Raw genomic sequence first — 17,886 nt, 5'->3', positions numbered from 1 at the left:
CTAACTCAATAATCTTATAAGGCCTGAGCCAATATAGGCGCCAGCAGTTTTGATTCCCGCACCTGCAGTCTCAATTTTTGTCGCCGTAGTACTTAGATTAGAAACTGAGTTTTTTAATTCTGTTAGCTTTGTTTTTATTTGTACAGCATCAAATTCAGTTGCTGCAGTCAAGCTAATTTCGGCCCTAATACCAGCACTAATGTCAGCCCTCAGTCCAGTAACAACGTCGGTGCATGCAGCTACATCAAGAGAGAATCGTGCAGCAATACAAATATCATTTTTAAGCCCTAAAAATAGATCGCTTGTTGCCGCTAAAGACATTGTCGACGAAGCTGCGAATTTGAATTCACTAGTCCCGCCCATAAAAAATGTGTCATCCCTGCCCCATTGTTTGGTGTAACTATTCCCCATAACGACATCATACGTATCTCCATCAGTATAACTATAGGCGTTGCCGTAAGTTTCTGATTCTGAAGTCCCCACAGTTACTGAAATGTCATTGCCATTTTTATAGTTATAAGAATTGCCAATTTCTTTACTTGCTGACGTTGAGCCAGCACTTAAAGTAAACGCATAATGCTTAGAAGTGATATCTCCATATCTCGGTCCACCTGGAGACGCTTTATCATGGGAATGTGACGCATTAATGGTTTCTGTATTGGAATTAATTAAACTTTCGACATAGCCATTGCCAAACGCGTAATCGGCTGGATCGCTGCACCATTCAAATCGGCGACCATGGTGGTATTCAAATTCATCACCCCACTTCATCTCGACTATTTGATTTTCTGGGTCGATTGCGCGAGTTTCGTCACCCCAGTTATATAAACCGGTACTACTATCTGCGAAGTATTCTGGATCGGTGTTTAGCGCATTTGAAATTGCCGACATGTCAGGGCCAAAATTCTCTGCATTGTCATCAATGCCATCTTCATTAATATGAAATTCGTCCCAACTATTACCGAAATCAAATATCTTGTCTGCGCCGTAGATATATTCATTTCCCGCAGACCAAACATAACGCTCGCCTACTCGGCGTTCGATTACAAAGTTACCCGCTAACTCGACTTCACGAGTCATTACTGCATCCGCCGGAAAACCAGCTTCGCCAAGATCAAAGTGACTAGGTAAATCACTAGCCGATGTTGCCGTTTTTCCATCAGTTGAATAACCAGTTGTACTCCCGTCTTCAGCTTCTTCTACAAGTTTTTTCAATTTGAAGGAAAAAACGTTTTGTTCGTTTATGATGTCGTTTCCGGAATCTAGAGAACCATTTTCAGCATTGGTAGTATCGTCATCCAAACCATCGTTTTCTGTATTGGCGGCAATTCCACTTACATTTACAACATTGCCATCAGCGCCTTCAAAGTAGTAACTACCAACACTAACAAAAGCTTGGTAACCCCCTCTAATCTCCTTCCGCTCCATACCTGCTGTCATTAGGACAAAGCCATCACCATCATGATTAGGGGCTCCTAAATGCATATAGGTCTTGTTGTCTCCGGTTTGTAATTTAATGCGGTTTTTACCGTCTTGATCTTCTAGTTCAATTTTATTACCAGAGCCCGTTTTAATTAAGCTGTTGGTTTGGTTATCCGAAGTCGTAATACTTGGTTGTGAGGCATTTGGCACAGTGCCCGCGATAACAGGTCGGTCAGGATCGCCACCAATAAACGTGAGCAATACTTCAGTACCCTTTCTCAAAGGGAAGCTCATACCTTGTCCCTCGCCACCATAGGGTTGACTCATTCGGATCCAATGGGACGATTTTCCGCCATCACGATTCAACCGGTCAAAAGGTAACGTAACTCGGTAGCGACCTTCTTCGTCTAATTCGGCATAATGACCATCACCTTCCGCATCAACAAAGGCGTTTAATGTGCCATGTATTTCTGGCTTAGCAGTAACTTGACTGCTCCGATATTGAATGTCGGCTGGAATTGCGGAAAACGTATTTTGATATACGACGGCTTCACCTATGTCTCCGTCTGCGTAGTGCAATAGACTTGGGTTCTTTGCTTCGTGTTCAATGTTAAGCAGTAAATAATCTTGATTACAACTCGTTCTAAAATGCCCTTCAAGCGTAAATTGATGCCCTGATATCAATCTAATAACGGTACTTTCACCATAATACACCGACTTTGTGCTACTAATTTCTTCGGCTCGAATTTGAGCAAGTTGACCACCTTCTTCAGGGGTTTGTATATTTTGTCCCCACACATAAATCTCACTCGATGGATTAGCAGATTCATCAACGATAAACTCGCCTTTGATATCGACCGAGGGTTTATCATCGTTGTAATCTTTCAATAATACTTTGTGGGGTAATCGTTTCTTTTGATTGATAAAACTAGTGATTGTATTTGCTAAAGCGTTTATTTCTAATGAGGCGTTTGGGCTATAAGTTACATCACTGTTTGTAATATCTTCCTGCGTTTGCAATGAATCACAGAACACTAACTTTTCACCTATTTCACCCTGGGTGAAATAATAATAAATGCCATCGCGTTCCATTAATCGAGAAATAAAATCTAGGTGGCTTTCATTATACTGACACTTATAAGCCCAATTTCGATAGTTACCTTGTAAGCCCGAAAGGTCGTAATCTTGCGTGGTAAATCCCGCCTCTTGGAGTACCATTTCTATTATTTCTTTAATATTTTGATCTAAATAGATTTCATTCGTGTGAAACAGTGATAATTCCCAAAGTTTCGGCACCAATTTGGCTTTATATAGTGTCTGGTTGTTAACCTGAGAAACTGCATCACAATGGGAAATTATTCCTTGGATGACTCTTTCTTCGTTACCCAAAGTAATGGTCAACGACGCTTGTGTCTCAAGAATCTTGTCGATATCAATATCGGGATTGACAGACAATAACTCAATTTCAAACTCATATAGACGAGAAATACCTTCTGTCCCTTTAAAAGACAACACTTGAACCTTGTCGTCTGGAGACAGAGCATTGTGTTCGAATGAAAACGCTATTGTATTGTCCACTGCTTAACTCCTAAAAACCTAAAACGCTAAACCGCAATAATAGTAAATTTATAGCAAATTGAGGGTTGTCACTAACACATCTTCAACACCGTCTTTCTTACCATCTGTATGATCTTGTTCTTGCAATAGCCACGTGTCGTATCCTAATTGCCCCCATTGCTTTTCACCTAAACGGATACCTTTGGCCGCCTTTGTAATCAACCCTATTTTGATGTCGACTTCAAGAGGTCTATCAATATACGTTTTTACTAACGCAATAAAGGCCTGCCAGCGATTTTTATTATTAACTAGCTGCTCAAATGTGCCCTGTGACAAAGGTCCCAAATGAATAATTATTTTCGAGCTATTATCTATCACTTTATCGCCGACCAATGCCGAACATCCCAATTCACATGAATTAACACCGAGTGAAGATAAATGTTGAAGAGGCACTATCACTTGTCGTTCGACATATTGTTCTACAGACACATCCACTTTTAACTCAGCTAAATAAGTTTCAAGTAACGACTTTAACCCTTGAGCGGAACGTTGCTTACTTGCCAGTAGCCCCGAGAACTTTAACAGCATGTCCGGGGTTATTAATTTTTGCTGTAGGCTTATATCACTCGTGCCAATTAAATGATGTAGTAGCTGGCTAAAATCACGTTTTTGAAATTCAACGACCTGACTTACTGAATTATATTTCTTTTGGGCTAACGCAAATAGTTGATACAAACGTTGATGTACTATGTCTAAAAACTGCCGAGCTGTAGTTTGCTCTTCTTGCTCAAATTGCAATAATTCTTCGGTATAGAAGCTAGGCAATGGAGATGACGAACCGTACAAGCCAAGTATATTGGTTACAACTTCAAATTCTCCATATGAATTTTTTGTAACCGAAACAATCTCACTTCGACTAATTTGCATTGAAAGTGCTGGACGTACTCGTATTTTTTTAGCGGATCTTCACCACTTGCCTTCACAATTGCATATAAATTAGTTAGCAATCGTTCGAAGGTAAATGATTTTGGAGACGTTAAAATTCGCTCTTCTACTGAAGGGCTCGTTTGCCTAATTGTGCTGGCCACTTGATCACCTCCCCACTAAAAAGTCTTCCATTACAAATTCGCTATAAACGTTAATAGCCGCAGTACTAGCAAAAATTTATCAAGAATAGAGCCGAACAAAAAGCGATCACCGAGGCTTGCAAAGTTTTCGGGTTTTACGGTCACCATAATATTCTGACCATGTACAAACGCATTGTTAAAGAGTCGTTCTTCCCGCTTAATTTTAACTTCTGTAATCGCTTCTATTTTCTTTTCATTTAACAAACGCTGACTTTTTGCCTTTGCGTCTGGTGAAATGTACTGCTGTAAAATTGATTTTAATGTTGAGCTGTCGGTGATTGATAGGTAGTTTAATGATAAATGTGAGATCAACTGCCAAAGCATATCACCGTCTAATGGAATTTTTCGACTTGTTGTCGGTGATGTAATATTTTTAAAGGTCGCTAGCTCTGGAGTATTTGAGGTTGCTACACCGATGTCCCCAGTATGTAATTTGTCAGCTTGATTGCCATTACTGCAGGTGAGTTTAGCTTTTAGTATTTCGTTGTTGGCAATCGGTGTATTTGGATCAAATGCAAGTTTAATATACGTATCGACTGATGGCTTATGAATATTTTTATATACCAGTTCATAAACAGATTGAGTGCTGGTATTGACCTGATGACCCCGAACAATTGATATTCTCTAGATTGCTCTACCCCGCGGGCATTACTCTCCACTTGCTCAACTGCATATATTTCATGATTCGCTTTATTAGAGCCGGTATTTGGTAACAACTGATACTCATTTTCAGTAGGAGAAATCAGTACCGAATGGGATTCGGCTTCAAATAAATTAACAGCTGGTGTTACGTTTAGCCAAAAATGCTCTTTTGATAATTTTGGTAACTCTATATTCGCCTTACGCATCGAAATATTAATACTAAACCGGGTGCCAGCCCCACGGTCCCGCCATTGAGACAAGTCGATATCAATAAACAAAAACTTTTCAGGAAATAGGAAGTAAGTTTGAAGTAAATCATATGCAGGCATCAACCTAGGAGGTTGAGGATAAATACTGGTTTGGTTTTCTATTCCATCAGGTTGCACAACGTCAACAGGCAATGAAATATCACCACTAGAGGACATTGTTACTTCTTTAATTTGATTAACGAGCAGGTAATATAAATCACATGCTTCTTCGTATTCACCACCTATATAAAGTCTTATCTTATCAAATGGCTGCTGATCAAGGGTTGTGTTTATTAACTCGAATTGCAAACTAAAATTCAAATCGCCGTCACGACTTTTTTCAACAACGTCAATTAGGTTTATTGGTAATATTTCTATTTTGTCGACCGTTTTAAATCGACAGCTTCCTAAGTCACTTTCTTTTGAATCAATGTAAGTCCCCGCATTCACCGCAAGTGGTTTTGCTAAACTTGGCTTAGGTTTAAAAGCGATCATGGTGGCGCTTGGCATTGGGCGAATATATTGTGGACAGACTAATTGCGCCAAACTGTGTAAAAACTTTGGAAACTGGCTGTCGAGTTCCTAGCGAATATTTGCGGTTAAAAATGCCACACCTTCTAAAATAAGTGTCGCATCAGGATCAGCGTTCGCACCAGTCAATGCCCGAGTAAGTGCAGGGTTGTCGCGTGAGAAGTCCTTTGCTATTGACTTCAATAGCCTCAATTCTTGTTTGTAATAATTAGTTAACACAACACATCCTAGTTGACGCTATCAAATTGTAAATTGCCGTTAGCTAACACGGCGCCAGTAAATGTGATGTCAGTCACTTCTGCATCTTGAAAAATAGAGCCACTGATCTCAAACCTAACTAACAAATTATCTTCCTCGTTAATTTGCATTTTAATCAAAGGCTTTGTTAATCGCGGTTCATATTGATGGATTTGAGCCAACATTCTTTTTACTATCAGTTGCGGATCTGGTGGTCTGTTACCAATAACTTGGGTCGCATCACCTAACAAACCATATTCTTGGTCAACTTCGACTGACCCTAACGGGGTATTAAACAACTTTTCCAGATGATTCAAAATCGAACTTTTTACAGAGATCCGTTTAGTATTCGCTCTTTGTTCACTTTCTAAATCAAGGGAAGCTAGTCGTTCAAATAATCGTAGATGACTCATAATATTTAGTCGGCTCCTTTCGCTTGGGTTTCGTATTCCACGTCGCCGTCGCTGCCATAACTCCATATTATTTTTTCGTAACTAATGGTCAAATTTTCCATTAAACGATATCCGTCATGCTGGGTATCGTATAGATGTGGCGACCAAGTCTCTATTTTGGTCAACAGTGCGTTTTCCAATTTAATACGATACATTAATTCTCGGTCACCTACTGTCGTATGGACATACCAACTTAACACTACTTCACTGAGGACTTCTCTGTTATCAAGGGCTTGCGCCAATTTAGGGGTGCTTTTGTCCACCAACTTATTAATCTGTATACCTCTATGAACAATCTGCCCTGAAGATACCTGATTATTAGCGGAACGGGGGATTTCTATTTGGTGATCAAATTTTAATACTTCAATCTCCGTCTCGTTACCTTCGTAACGTGAACTCCCTTCTATAACCCCTTGAATATCACCTCGTAGAGTTAAAAATCCAATCATTGCCATGTCGATTTCCTTTGCTTAATCTACGTTCATCGTGAGACTTAAACTGAAGTCTTTACCCATAAATCGTAAATGAGGCACGATCGTTAGGTCTAAAGATTGTTCACCATTAATATCTGGTGCAGATAAAACAACTTCAGCTTTTTTTAGTGGCTTTCGAGCTCGAATTGCCTCTGCAGGATTTTCAACGTCTGACACATAACGTTTTAACCATTTGTTTAGTTCTGTTTGTACTTGGATCAAACTTTTCTGGACCCCAATTGACTCCCTTTGCACTACCTTCAAATAGTGCACGATTCTTGAAACGATAAATATATAAGGGAGTTGTGCTTCCACTTGAGAACTAAAATTTTCACTTGGATCTAGTGATTTATGAGCCGAGAAATTCCCCACCGAACTGACGCTGAAGAGGTAAAGAATAAATTCTGTTGGGCTTTGTTGTAAGCCAGCGTTAAAAAGCCTACATTCGCTAAATCCATCAACTGCCGCTCAGAAATCATGGCTTCAATCATGTAGTTTGGAAATAACTGCTTAGACGTATCGGTTGAGTGGTACATATCAACACTACCACCGACGTGACCCGTTAAGTCAGTGCAAACGGCATATTTAGCGAAACTATTAATCAGGCATTTTGCAAAAGCAAACGAGGCATTTCCTAACAAATTTTGGTTTACATTCTCTGCCACGCTTTCTGAGTATGGAATTGCGTCAATTTCTCCGGCTCCAAGTTTATAAGCCTCTCGGAGCTTAACTCGTGGTAATGCTAAACCAATATATGCTGAATCTAATGTTTTTTGAAATGATCGCCACTTAATGTATCGAGGTGAAGACATCAACTCAGGGATGTCACTGATAATCTCTAATTGACTAAAATCCTCTTCATTGAAAAATTTAGGTGAAGCACCTGCGATAAATGGCGCATGAGCTAATCTACATACCTTCGCGATATTTTTGAGAAGCTGTAAGTCTTGACTACCCGCAGAAAAATAGTAATCAGCAATAATTGCACTATAAGGCTGACCACCGTATTGAGCATACTCTTTTAGATAAACGGCATCATACAATACTGTATCTTGTATTTCTCTATTGGCTTCAAAATCCTCTTCTAAAGACGCCTTACTTATGTCGAGTATTTCGATAACGCAACTTTCTGCCAACTCTTCAGAAAAAACTAGGCGATATAGGTTTCGCCATATCGATTCGAGTTTTTGGAACTGTTCGTTTTGAATAACCTGTGACAGTATTTCATGCAGGTGCTCATTTATATCAAATAGAATAAATGGCAATTCGTCAAAACTCGACACCGCATAATCGATGCCGCAATGAGCTAATAAAGCCTGCTCTTTTTCATCTAGCACCACATTGTTTAATGTCGCTTGATTAAGACATAGTTTCAATTTCTTAATCAACGCTACATGCTGATAAAGGTAATCAACTGACATCAATAGACTTTCAGGCTCGAAATCAGAGATTCGCGCAATGGATACATCTATATCAATATAGGTGACGCGATTATTATCAAGGTCGACCGCTAATTCAAAAGAAACTTCGACATCCATTGCCGCGAGAACTTGGTTAAAGCTTCTCGTATCAATTTGGGTTGCATCATCAAAGTCTTTTTGGAATTGCCCGCTAAAGTCTCCAAGAATTAATAGCTTTAGTGGTAAAGACACGTCTTCACCACTATCAGCAGACTGATAGGTAAACTCCATCCGATCCCATGAAGGGGATGATATTAAATCACTCATGTTCAGTTAATACCGCTGCAGTAAGCACACCTGTGTTCCAGCAACTTGAAATCGTTCTAGGAATTTCTAGTTGCTTACGGTCAAGCGCTTCTAACAATGCATTCTGCCCAGACATAGTGTATTGCAGGTCCACATAGCTAACACCGGCCTCTCTTAACCTATCGGCTAATTCAGGAAAGTCTCCGGCCGTAAACCTTTTTTGACCAGTTTTAAAGTCTGCCAAAAAGTTAGGGAAACCAAGTTCACCTTCATACCGTTTTTCCAATACAAACCGACCTATATTAATTCTAAGCTTAACTTCGCTGCAACTTTCCCCCACTTAAACATTTGGCTATTAGCAAAATTTTGATTAACCAAAATAGTTGAACCTTCAGCGCATAGTAATTCTAATTCCGTTTTGCTTACATGATATTTTGCGTCCAAATTAGTGCCTGTTGGTAATGTCGCTAAGTTTACAGGATAGAACTCTTGCTTGGATTTTCGAGCATCATCAGCCTTTGCAGCAAACTCTAAAAAGCTTGGATTAAGCGGGTATTTAACTTTATCTACATCTTTAGCGACAAAGCCTGCGCCTAGTCGTTTAGCTACAAAAGGAGCCAATTGTAAATCGAGAAACGACCATAGCATTCCTTGTTCTCCAAAGACCATATTTGGCACTTTGTAGTTAGGGACACCATCGATATTCGTTAAGAACTCTTGCTCCCAAACATCCTGAACTTTACAAGAAGATTCATTTAACATGTAATCTTGCATAAGTTCGATAGCACCGCCATAGAGTGCCCAGAACGCAGAGTTGCTTGGGGTTTCTTTGCCAACAATTGCCTGAAGTTTCTTGAGGCTGCTATACACACTGGCTAGACTTCCGTCACCCACGGCAGGGTTATCCGGTGAAGAAAATAAACTACTAATCGCAGCATGTGATACTGAGCGCATTTCAGCGCTATATACAAAACTCCCTAACGACTCTCTATATTCACCAAGAAGTTTGCCTGCTTCTTCTAATTGCATTTGTCGTTCATCAGGTGAAGGTCCAGAAGCGCCTTTTGCCATTTTCTTCTGGGTTTTCATGCCCTTTTTCCAGCTTTCGACAATGCTTTACCAAGCGGACCAGCTTTACCAACAATCTTAAGTGCCATTTTAGTTAACATTTTATTCTGAGCACCATCGGTCTTTTGCTCAGGCGCAAACGCACTCATATCTTCGTAATAGAAAACCATCGTTGCCCACTCTGGCAGTTCGACATCGTCTTTGTATGGTGCAATTTGTTCATTAACTAAATTAAGTGCATTAAAGTATAAATTACGGCCCGTTGATAAATTATTAACAACCATTAGCCATTCATTTCTACTATTTAGTTTCTCTGTCCCTTTGCTAAAGTTCTTAGAAAATCGCTCCCAATTTTCTAAGTACTGCTTTTTATATTCTTGTTCAAATCCAGGTAATATGTCGTCTAATATGTCGTCATATCGTTGAGTCTGCCTAATCTGCGCAATAAACTGGTCAATGGTTTCTTTACCTTCAACCGTATATGCACCGTTGACTACCGAATCAAACGTCATAGCTCCGGTACCAACACTCCAATAATCAGATACTTTAATTTCAGCAGTGCTTGCTACCTTATTTGCCCATGGTATTAACCACTTGGCGAGATCTTTACTTTTTAGCAAAATATCATTTAGTTGCTCGTCCATTAACTTTGCTTCTTGTTCTATGTCAGCGCGATTAGTCGACCAATTCAACGATTGTAAATATAGGGTATTAAGTTGAGCGACGATATTTGGATCTTGAATACCAAAAAAGTCAGCATCTGACACACTATATGGTGGCGGTAATGACTCCATATCTGAACCTTCAAGATAGGCATCAATTATGTTGATTCTTCGGACCAACGTACTAATAAAAGCAACAATCTTTTCTTCAGAAATATCACTGTCTTGAACAAACCTTTTTGAGAGTTCTCGAACAAAAAATTGATCGGTTTTTTCTACAATTCGAGCATTAACTCGTTCTGAGAACAAACCTTGTAGTTTAACAATAAAATCAGGTGTTTCAGAATAGCCCATCCAAGGTGTCCATGAGTGCTCCTCTAGACGTGAAACCATATCTCGAAAATCGTATAGTGACCTTACGTTTGCTGAAAGTTGCACTGACTCTTCAAAACTTCCCGCATACTTAGATACTGACGTATCAAGTATTTCTGAATCAGTCGAATAGCTAAAATATAATGCTACTAATACAGCAGCTAATGTTGCATTCCACGCCAATGACTTACCAAAAATCCGGCTTCTAACAATACGTTCTGAACGACCGATTGAGCTAACCATATCTCGTTCGCCCGGCAATATTTTGCTAAGCAGTATTTGGCTAAACAGGCCTCTGCGACCAGAAACCATTCTAGTGTTGTCGTCGGCCGCAGTAAAATAAAGTGACCTAAAGTTAGGTGTTTTTTGATATGGGTTGTTTTGAAACAAAGAACCACAAAAGATTGAAAGGTGTCTTTCCAATTTTTCAAACTGGCTAGGTAAAAGCAGTAATTCCGGAGTGACAGTACTGTCTTTTATCGCATTAAGCATTAATTGCTTAATTCGCTCTGCGAGCTCACCGACAGTGTGACCAACAAAATTTGCCGCTGTTAAGCCATCGTTATTAACCTCGCCAATCGGTTGGTTTAGTTTAGCTCCAAGCAACGTCTCAACCCAATCATTAAAACCTTAGCATTTTGTCTGTATGAGTTATAACAACATAAACTGGCACAACAACACTGAGTTGTTGCATCAATTGTTCGATTGCTCGGCGTGACTCAATTGCCTTTTCGATAAGTTGCTGGCTTTTCTCACCAAGCAAATCTTCCATCGTTAAAGTAACAACAACACCATTTATAGGTTCTTTAGGACGCTGTTTGCGTAACAATTCTAATAACAGATGCCACTTAGGGTTATTTTTATTATCGTCGGTAGAATTAATATAACTACTTGGAACATCAAGTGCGATACCTTGATTAAATAGTTTCCAATTTATATCTTGCTCAGTTTTGTCCAACCCTTGTAAATCTATGGTTGGTGAAGATAGGTTGGCTTCATTTAGTAAAAATGACTTACCACTTCCGTTTTGGCCTATAACTAAATACCAAGGCAAAACGTACATTGGATCGCCATGAACTTTTAGATAGCTCTGGCGCAACAGTTTGGTCATTTGAGAGAAATTTTTCTCTAGCAGCGTTTTCTCAAACGAGAAGTTAAATGAGAAGGCTGATTTTTTTCACCCTCTTCAACATTAACCAGTCCTTCAACCTGTTGTTTTGCTCTGTAATACAAAATACCTTTGCGAATAAGCAAAAATAATAACCAAGCGACAAACACGCCAATTGCGTAATTCACGCCCGTCATCAGCTCTTCACCAGCTAAAACAGCTCCGCCAATCACTAAGCCTGAAATGACTAACCAAATAAATATGTATAATAATATTTTCAAAAAAATTTTCACGGCTGACTCATAATTTTGTTAATTTTAAGAGGTAGTTATCATATTGAGATAACTAAAAAGTTCGCCAAACCAACCAGATCTTTTTAAAGAAAAAGTAAGCGAAAGCTACGATTAAAATAGGTCCACCATAAACTAGCGGAGAAAAGTCTTTTTAACGTGTATCTTCCCTTCAACCTTTTTCTTAGAATAAGCTCCTGAAACAACGTGGCTTCATCATTCAACTCATCAGCTAACAATTTGTAATTGTCGTACTTTATTGAATCAAGTTGTGACTGAAGTCCTGAATCATAAAACTTCCCGGTGAATCCGAGAGTTAAACAGTAATAATATACTTCTCTTATATCCCGCTCTGCAGGGTTAAATGGATTTAGTCCATCTAACTTTGTAAAAACTCAACACCACCTTGGGTTGTATCAAAATAGAAACGTTGCAGTAAATTTCGCCCCCAAACCTTCCTATGTTCCCACTTTGAAGCGATGAGTTTTTCATCTATAAAGGTTACAACAGCAAAAAGTGCCGACTGGTATTGAGATTTGGTATAACCCCCGTCTAGTGCAAAACCCAGTAAACTATCTAACTGGCTAGTAATGTGTGAACGCACAGAATCATAACTATTTTCTTTGTCGATTTCTGCATGTTCAACAACCTGCATGGTATAACTTAAACTTCCAATAAAGCAGTCAACTAATCTCATGTCGCTCCCTAACCTCTTACCAAAACCATTTCAATAATCAAATCGTCCGGGGCATCGTCCCAATGTACTGCAAACATTCCTTCTTCTTCAATTGCCTTCCATTTACTGCTGGTTCGATCAATTGTAAAGTAGGTCACTTTAGGACGTTGTTCTAATCCTGTTGGTTGTTCATCCAAATGAGTGAACTCAACCCCTAGTATTGCGCTTTGTACGTAGCGTTCAACATGGGATTTCGCCCCAAGTTTCGCATAATTTTTAAACGAACTGATATAGTCATTCGCCGCTAGATTACTTTCTAACAGCAAGTACATACTATGCTGTCTAACAAAAAATTCGCTTGGTAACTTACAGTTATATGACCCGTCGTCTTGTTTTTCCAATCGTACCAAAAGCTCTGGACTTACTGTTAACTCATCCAATAAGCTGACTAACAAGGCCTTCGTTTTCTCAAATGACTGGAATAACTCACGGTGATTATACTTAATCGTCGAAACGGTTCCGTCTAATGATTCACCTAATATACTGTAGCGTGCAGAAAATGTTGATAATTCACCTATTAATGCTCGAATATGGCCAAACATTTCAAATGGCGTAATCGATGGGTGTTCTAAGTAATGATTTAACATTGGGGCATATCGAGCAATCACTCTTAACGCACTACGGTAGCGTTCTGAAACCGGATTAAACTCGGCACTTCTTGAAGTAGAAGTATTTTTATAATTTTCCAGTTGTTTAGAACGCCCGAGTAACTCGTCTCTAATCTCTTTAAGTTGATCCATCATAATGGAAGACGCATTGATGCAAACGGAAGCTGGAATGAACTCTTTACTGAACATCACGACGTCTTCAATTTCTTCAAGCTTAGTTATTGGCATAATTAAACAATCTGAAAACTGTTCAATTTCGTCCTCAAATATTAACCTAACGACATATTTCATCGTTTTAACAGTAACTGACTGGTCGCCTTGATGGACATCTTTAATCGATTCACCCTCGATACTTGACACGTAACGGGTAGAGATAATTTGGCTATTATCATAACTTGGAACCTGAGTAACATTACTTCTACTATCACTGAGCTTTGAAATTACTGCTAAAACGATTATGCCTTTGGTACGATCTTGCCAGTGGCTTTCAAAACTGCGAGGCGCAATTAACGCATTTTCAGGAAACGAAACTAATGAACCATCTTCGTACAATACATCAAGAGTATTTAGCTCTACAAAGCCCCTATTAAGTGCTTGACTGTCAAGATGCATATTCGAAACGCCCCACGGGAATGGGTTATTTATACCGTAAAGTTGATATACAGCTTGTTGCGAATGCAAAGACTGATATTGAAAGTGTTGAGGCTGAAGGAAGAGTCCCTGATGCCAAAATAATGGTTTATTGAAATTCACTAAGTTATCCTTTACTCGTTTATATGTCTGACGGCATAAATTATTATTATTGAGCGAGCATTTGCACTCTAGATATTTTTGTTACGCCTAAATCAACCCATACCTTAATTCTAGCTGCCTCTGAAATACCATAGTTCAGAAAATGGGTTCAGATTACTAATTGTAGACGCGGAATACTCGGTTCGATTGGCAACAGAAGGGATTTCAAATATTTGAACACTATCTTCCGTCTGCAGTTGATAATAACCAGCAACAACCGCTACAAATTTTGTTTCTTTAAATCTATCTACCGTTATCACTTCATTACTACTTGGTGAAATAGTTAAGTCTGAAGAAGCAACGATACTCGTATCAATATCTTCTTTCTTACTAGTAAGTAGCTCTCTAATTCCTGCGGGCGTACTCGCTATATCTTTAAATACTTTTAGGTCAGACAGTTGAAAAACTTTTAAGTACAAACTATGCGGTTTTCCAACGTATAAATTCAGTTGTGGTGGTGTTTGAAAACGGAAGACTATCGCTGCGGGATCATAATCCCAAGTTTCATAGGCATCAACAATTTCGGCGTTGCCCCGATAATGCCATTTATTTGTGTGCCACTGCCAAATCAAATTATTGCCTTCAATTTGTGGATCGTCGATTGTCAGTGGAGGATGTTCCTCTATTGTACCTTTCCATTCAGGAAGTGGCGTTGCACAGCCGGTTAGGAAAAGTACATATATAAAAAAATAGAAAATATGGCTTTATTTTGCATTTTGTCATTTTATCGTTTTAATCGCTTTAACACATTTAGAACCAGCAATAGAAGTTACTATTGCTGGTTCCGCTTTCTTAATCGTCAAATGCGACTAATTCTGTATTTTCACCATTTGACGATGAATCTACACATTCAGTTCCGCAAATGTCATGTTTCCATGCTATTGCATTAAAACTAAACTGCAATTTTTCTGTAGCCATATAATTATCATTGCTAGGATCCATTGCATTAGGCGACACTGTAGAAAGGCTTATCAGTTTCGCTTCTGCTACTTTAATTTGATAGTAACGTACAGGCTCACCACCACTTGTTTCATCAGGTGAACGATAAAATTCAATATGGATATTCAAGTCTGTAGGTTGAGACAATAGTTGCGCCAATATTGGACTACTTTTATCAATCAATTTTGTTATTTCAAAGTATTCATGCCTTCTGACCCCAGTAACTTGACCATTTCTTGGATCTATCGGTAAAACACTTTTTTGCTCAAAAGCCCAGGCAAATATCTTATCTAAATGCTCTTCTTTATAGTATGAAGCTATACTTTCTTTAGACGAAGCACCTTCGGTCAGGTTATTCCCTTCAGCATCTTCTATCGTCACAAAAATTTCGTTTGGCATAATCAAAGTTCCCTATCAATAGGTGGTATATCACCATGTTAAATAAATTTATCGGTGAAGTTCACTGGTATGTGGACTTCACCAAGGTTGTTAAGCTTTCTCTAATGACCCTGCTAAGGATAATGTAAAATTAGCCCCCATAAACTTGAAATGTGGTGTAACGCTTAATGCTACAGAGAACCAACCTGCATCACTTTTATCTTCAGAAACAACCAATTCGGCTTTTCTTAAAGGGCGAGCACTTCTAGTTGCTGGAGATGGATTCTCTTGATCTGCAACATACCTTCTCAACCACTTATTAAGTTCAGTTTCAAGATCAGCCCTTGTCTTCCAACTACCTAAGTTTTCACGTTGTAGCACTTTAATATAATGCGCTAAACGACAAACGATAAACAAATAAGGAAGTTGCGTGCCTAAACGATAATTTAACTCAGCGATCTGACCTTCGGCATCATTGCCAAATTTAATTGCTTTTTGAACTGAGTTTGAAGAGAAAAATACAGCGTGATCGCCACCTTTTCTTAACGTCAACGGAATAAAGCCCAGTTCAGACAGTTCGTACTCTTTTCTGTCTGAAATGACAACTTCAACTGGGCCACGAACTTCTTCACTGCCATCAACATCAACAACGTCTATAGCCAAGTCTTCGACTGCACCACCAGATTGAGGTCCAATAATATTCGGACACCATCTAAATTGTGCGAAACTATCTGCTAATCGACTTGCATAAGCATATGCAGCATTACCCCAAAGATAATCTTCCTTCGATGTAACTTTTTCTTGATAATTAAAAGAGCGAACAACCAGGTCTTCACCATAGGTTGGACGCAACATGAAACTAGGAAGTGTTAAGCCAACATATCGAGCATCATCACTTTCTCTAAATCCGTTCCATTTAGCATATTGTGCGCCGTCGAATATTGATTCAACTTCTTTTAATGTCGGCAATTCTTCATACTTATCGACTCCAAAAAACTCACAACTCGCTGCACTTATAAACGGCGCATGAGTCATAGCACTTAACGATGCCATGTTTGAAAGAAGTTCAACATCTGGAGCTTTATAATTAAAGTCATAGTCGCCTATTACAACACCAAATGGTTCACCACCAAATTGACCGTATTCATCTGTATAGATCTTACGATACAAACCAGTCTGAGTGATATCAGGTGCATCTTCAAAATCGTCAACTAAGTCGTTTTTGCTAGCGTTTAAAATTTGAACCTTAATATTTTGTGAAAAATCGGTTCTATTTAATAAGAAGTTTAAACTCGCCCAAGGTTTTTCAATAGACTTTACAACTTCGTTATGAAGTATTTCGTCAATTTGTGCACTTAGACGCTGATCCAATTCATCGATCATTGTGTCAACTAGTGACTTATCAATACGAACACTTTCAACAGATTCTCTAGCAAGTACATCTTGTAAAAAGCTTCTACACCCTGTTTTACAACAGGATAGCTTTCGTCTTGCTGGCTTATTTTTGTAAAATCTAAAATTTCTTCTACGAGTGTGACTTCGACAATTCCGTCATCTGTATTAGCCATTTTCCTACCTTTTTATCCTTAGCTGATTATTTCTTAACGCCAACTTCTTTAACAAGTTGACTTCTTTGGCTTTCATCAGCCAACATATTTTGAATAGTGCGACGCATTTTAGGTACATTACCTAAAGGGCCTTTTAATGCTTTTAATGCATTTCTTAATTCAATTATTTGCTTTAATTCTGGAACTGACTCAACCAATTTGTCTGGCGTAAAATCTTTGAGGCTTTTAGGAGATAAGTTTATTGATAATTCTTCGTCATTATCGGAAAGTTTATTAGGGACTGTAAAATTAATGTCTAAATCCATCGATCCCATAACTTCGTCAAAGTTATTCTTGTTAATGTTAACAATCTCCCTTTCTTCCATGACTTTATCATCAGCTTGAGAAGAAAATTGCCCCATTACTAGTATTTTCATAGGCAATTCTATTTGGGCATTTGCGTCACCTACAGCGGGTTTGTATGAAATATTGACCCTTTCCTTTGGTGCTACTGAACCGCTCTTTTTCTTACTCATATCTTATCCTTTCGCATTATGAAGTTTTATTTTATTCTTACAGTCAACTTATACAGTTAAAGCATAATGGTGTTCTGAAAAGCTAACTTATAACCAATTACTTTATGAACCACACTCTAGTTATCTGATGGTTCTATTTTTGCAAACATAAAACCAGCCAAAAACTAGTAAACTTTTATATCACTTTCTAAACAGACAAAAATTAAACACTTTGTGTAGGACAAATGTGCAGCATTGAACAAATATAAAACAACTACACAGTTGACTAAAATTAGTCGATGTTAAAAAAAGTCAAACCCAATACTCTAAATCAAACTAGGATTATTAGACATCTATAGAGAAGTAAAAATATATAGTTGTTATTGATACAGTTTATTTAGTCAAAAAGCAAAAGTTAATCAATGAACCTTTTACTACAAACCTGATTAATTCATCAGACCGCTTCTAAAATTTGT

Annotated in this window: 17 protein-coding genes and 3 pseudogenes; all 20 read right to left on the bottom strand. The window is 38.5% G+C overall.

What is annotated here, in order from left to right; all coding sequences use genetic code 11:
- The 20 genes and pseudogenes from PN838_RS17225 to tssB all read right to left on the bottom strand — a co-directional run bounded on the left by PN838_RS17225 (nt 1) and on the right by tssB (nt 17,431).
- Complete coding sequence (locus tag PN838_RS17225) at nt 1-3,000, bottom strand: type VI secretion system Vgr family protein (RefSeq protein WP_272181439.1); 3,000 nt, start codon at nt 2,998-3,000, stop codon at nt 1-3.
- Nucleotides 3,001-3,048: 48 nt separating this feature from the next.
- On the bottom strand, nt 3,049-3,930 hold the full coding sequence (gene tssG, locus PN838_RS17220) for a type VI secretion system baseplate subunit TssG (protein ID WP_272182632.1): 882 nt from the start codon (nt 3,928-3,930) through the stop codon (nt 3,049-3,051).
- A 167-nt stretch (nt 3,931-4,097) separates the two neighbouring features.
- A complete protein-coding gene (locus PN838_RS17215) occupies nt 4,098-4,601 on the bottom strand; it encodes a type VI secretion system baseplate subunit TssF (RefSeq protein WP_272182631.1) in 504 nt (167 codons plus the stop codon).
- Nucleotides 4,580-5,746: pseudogene (gene tssF / locus PN838_RS17210) on the bottom strand (type VI secretion system baseplate subunit TssF). Before tssF ends, PN838_RS17215 begins: the two are co-directional and overlap by 22 nt.
- 8 nt (nt 5,747-5,754) lie before the next feature.
- Nucleotides 5,755-6,177 carry a type VI secretion system baseplate subunit TssE gene (gene tssE, locus PN838_RS17205; protein ID WP_272181438.1) on the bottom strand — a complete coding sequence of 141 codons (423 nt, stop codon included), beginning with the start codon at nt 6,175-6,177 and terminating at the stop codon, nt 5,755-5,757.
- A 5-nt stretch (nt 6,178-6,182) separates the two neighbouring features.
- Nucleotides 6,183-6,671 carry a type VI secretion system tube protein TssD gene (gene tssD, locus PN838_RS17200; protein WP_272181437.1) on the bottom strand — a complete coding sequence of 163 codons (489 nt, stop codon included), beginning with the start codon at nt 6,669-6,671 and terminating at the stop codon, nt 6,183-6,185.
- Nucleotides 6,672-6,686: 15 nt separating this feature from the next.
- Complete coding sequence (locus PN838_RS17195) at nt 6,687-7,061, bottom strand: hypothetical protein (protein WP_272181436.1); 375 nt, start codon at nt 7,059-7,061, stop codon at nt 6,687-6,689.
- Nucleotides 7,031-8,416 (bottom strand): type VI secretion system contractile sheath domain-containing protein, encoded by a 1,386-nt coding sequence (locus tag PN838_RS17190; protein ID WP_272181435.1) that lies wholly within the window; start codon nt 8,414-8,416, stop codon nt 7,031-7,033. The genes PN838_RS17195 and PN838_RS17190 overlap by 31 nt, the downstream gene beginning before the upstream one ends.
- Nucleotides 8,409-8,681, bottom strand: a complete 273-nt coding sequence (locus PN838_RS17185) for a hypothetical protein (protein WP_272181434.1) — start codon at nt 8,679-8,681, stop codon at nt 8,409-8,411. The genes PN838_RS17190 and PN838_RS17185 overlap by 8 nt, the downstream gene beginning before the upstream one ends.
- Before the next feature lie 11 nt (nt 8,682-8,692).
- Nucleotides 8,693-9,484, bottom strand: coding sequence for a hypothetical protein (locus tag PN838_RS17180; RefSeq protein ID WP_272181433.1), 792 nt, complete (start codon nt 9,482-9,484; stop codon nt 8,693-8,695).
- On the bottom strand, nt 9,481-11,103 hold the full coding sequence (locus tag PN838_RS17175) for a type VI secretion protein IcmF/TssM N-terminal domain-containing protein (protein ID WP_272181432.1): 1,623 nt from the start codon (nt 11,101-11,103) through the stop codon (nt 9,481-9,483). The genes PN838_RS17180 and PN838_RS17175 overlap by 4 nt, the downstream gene beginning before the upstream one ends.
- A gap of 16 nt (nt 11,104-11,119) precedes the next feature.
- Nucleotides 11,120-11,608, bottom strand: coding sequence for a type VI secretion protein IcmF/TssM N-terminal domain-containing protein (locus tag PN838_RS17170; RefSeq protein WP_272181431.1), 489 nt, complete (start codon nt 11,606-11,608; stop codon nt 11,120-11,122).
- Between the two features lie 17 nt (nt 11,609-11,625).
- Nucleotides 11,626-11,886 carry a hypothetical protein gene (locus PN838_RS17165; RefSeq protein WP_272181430.1) on the bottom strand — a complete coding sequence of 87 codons (261 nt, stop codon included), beginning with the start codon at nt 11,884-11,886 and terminating at the stop codon, nt 11,626-11,628.
- Nucleotides 11,887-11,981: 95 nt separating this feature from the next.
- Nucleotides 11,982-12,550, bottom strand: a pseudogene (locus PN838_RS27520) (DotU family type IV/VI secretion system protein).
- 50 nt (nt 12,551-12,600) lie between these two features.
- A complete protein-coding gene (gene tssK / locus PN838_RS17155; protein ID WP_272181428.1) occupies nt 12,601-13,992 on the bottom strand; it encodes a type VI secretion system baseplate subunit TssK in 1,392 nt (463 codons plus the stop codon).
- A gap of 110 nt (nt 13,993-14,102) precedes the next feature.
- On the bottom strand, nt 14,103-14,603 hold the full coding sequence (locus PN838_RS17150; RefSeq protein WP_272181427.1) for a type VI secretion lipoprotein TssJ: 501 nt from the start codon (nt 14,601-14,603) through the stop codon (nt 14,103-14,105).
- A 220-nt stretch (nt 14,604-14,823) separates the two neighbouring features.
- Nucleotides 14,824-15,369: a type VI secretion system tube protein TssD gene (tssD, locus tag PN838_RS17145; RefSeq protein ID WP_272181426.1), complete on the bottom strand. Its 546-nt coding sequence runs from the start codon at nt 15,367-15,369 to the stop codon at nt 14,824-14,826.
- A 90-nt stretch (nt 15,370-15,459) separates the two neighbouring features.
- Nucleotides 15,460-16,785: pseudogene (gene tssC, locus PN838_RS17140) on the bottom strand (type VI secretion system contractile sheath large subunit); the annotation flags it as partial.
- Nucleotides 16,740-16,916: a hypothetical protein gene (locus tag PN838_RS27890; RefSeq protein ID WP_272181425.1), complete on the bottom strand. Its 177-nt coding sequence runs from the start codon at nt 16,914-16,916 to the stop codon at nt 16,740-16,742. The pseudogene tssC and the gene PN838_RS27890, both read right to left, overlap by 46 nt.
- A 26-nt stretch (nt 16,917-16,942) precedes the next feature.
- Entirely contained in the window at nt 16,943-17,431 is a 489-nt protein-coding gene (tssB, locus tag PN838_RS17130) for a type VI secretion system contractile sheath small subunit (RefSeq protein WP_215961888.1), read from the bottom strand.
- Between the last annotated feature and the right edge of the window lie 455 nt (nt 17,432-17,886).

It is taken from the genome of Psychrosphaera algicola, from assembly GCF_028401425.1.
Lineage (GTDB): Bacteria > Pseudomonadota > Gammaproteobacteria > Enterobacterales > Alteromonadaceae > Psychrosphaera > Psychrosphaera algicola.
Note: the sequence above shows the minus strand (reverse complement) of the source record. Positions and strands in the feature narration are given on the sequence as shown.

Coding starts and splice junctions, on each gene's coding strand:
- tssE (WP_272181438.1), bottom strand. CDS start 6,177: ATGAGTCATCTACGATTATTTGAACGACTAGCTTCCCTTGATTTAGAA.
- tssD (WP_272181437.1), bottom strand. CDS start 6,671: ATGGCAATGATTGGATTTTTAACTCTACGAGGTGATATTCAAGGGGTT.
- PN838_RS17190 (WP_272181435.1), bottom strand. CDS start 8,416: ATGAGTGATTTAATATCATCCCCTTCATGGGATCGGATGGAGTTTACC.
- PN838_RS17180 (WP_272181433.1), bottom strand. CDS start 9,484: ATGAAAACCCAGAAGAAAATGGCAAAAGGCGCTTCTGGACCTTCACCT.
- PN838_RS17170 (WP_272181431.1), bottom strand. CDS start 11,608: ATGACCAAACTGTTGCGCCAGAGCTATCTAAAAGTTCATGGCGATCCA.
- tssD (WP_272181426.1), bottom strand. CDS start 15,369: ATGCCAAACGAAATTTTTGTGACGATAGAAGATGCTGAAGGGAATAAC.
- PN838_RS27890 (WP_272181425.1), bottom strand. CDS start 16,916: ATGGCTAATACAGATGACGGAATTGTCGAAGTCACACTCGTAGAAGAA.
- tssB (WP_215961888.1), bottom strand. CDS start 17,431: ATGAGTAAGAAAAAGAGCGGTTCAGTAGCACCAAAGGAAAGGGTCAAT.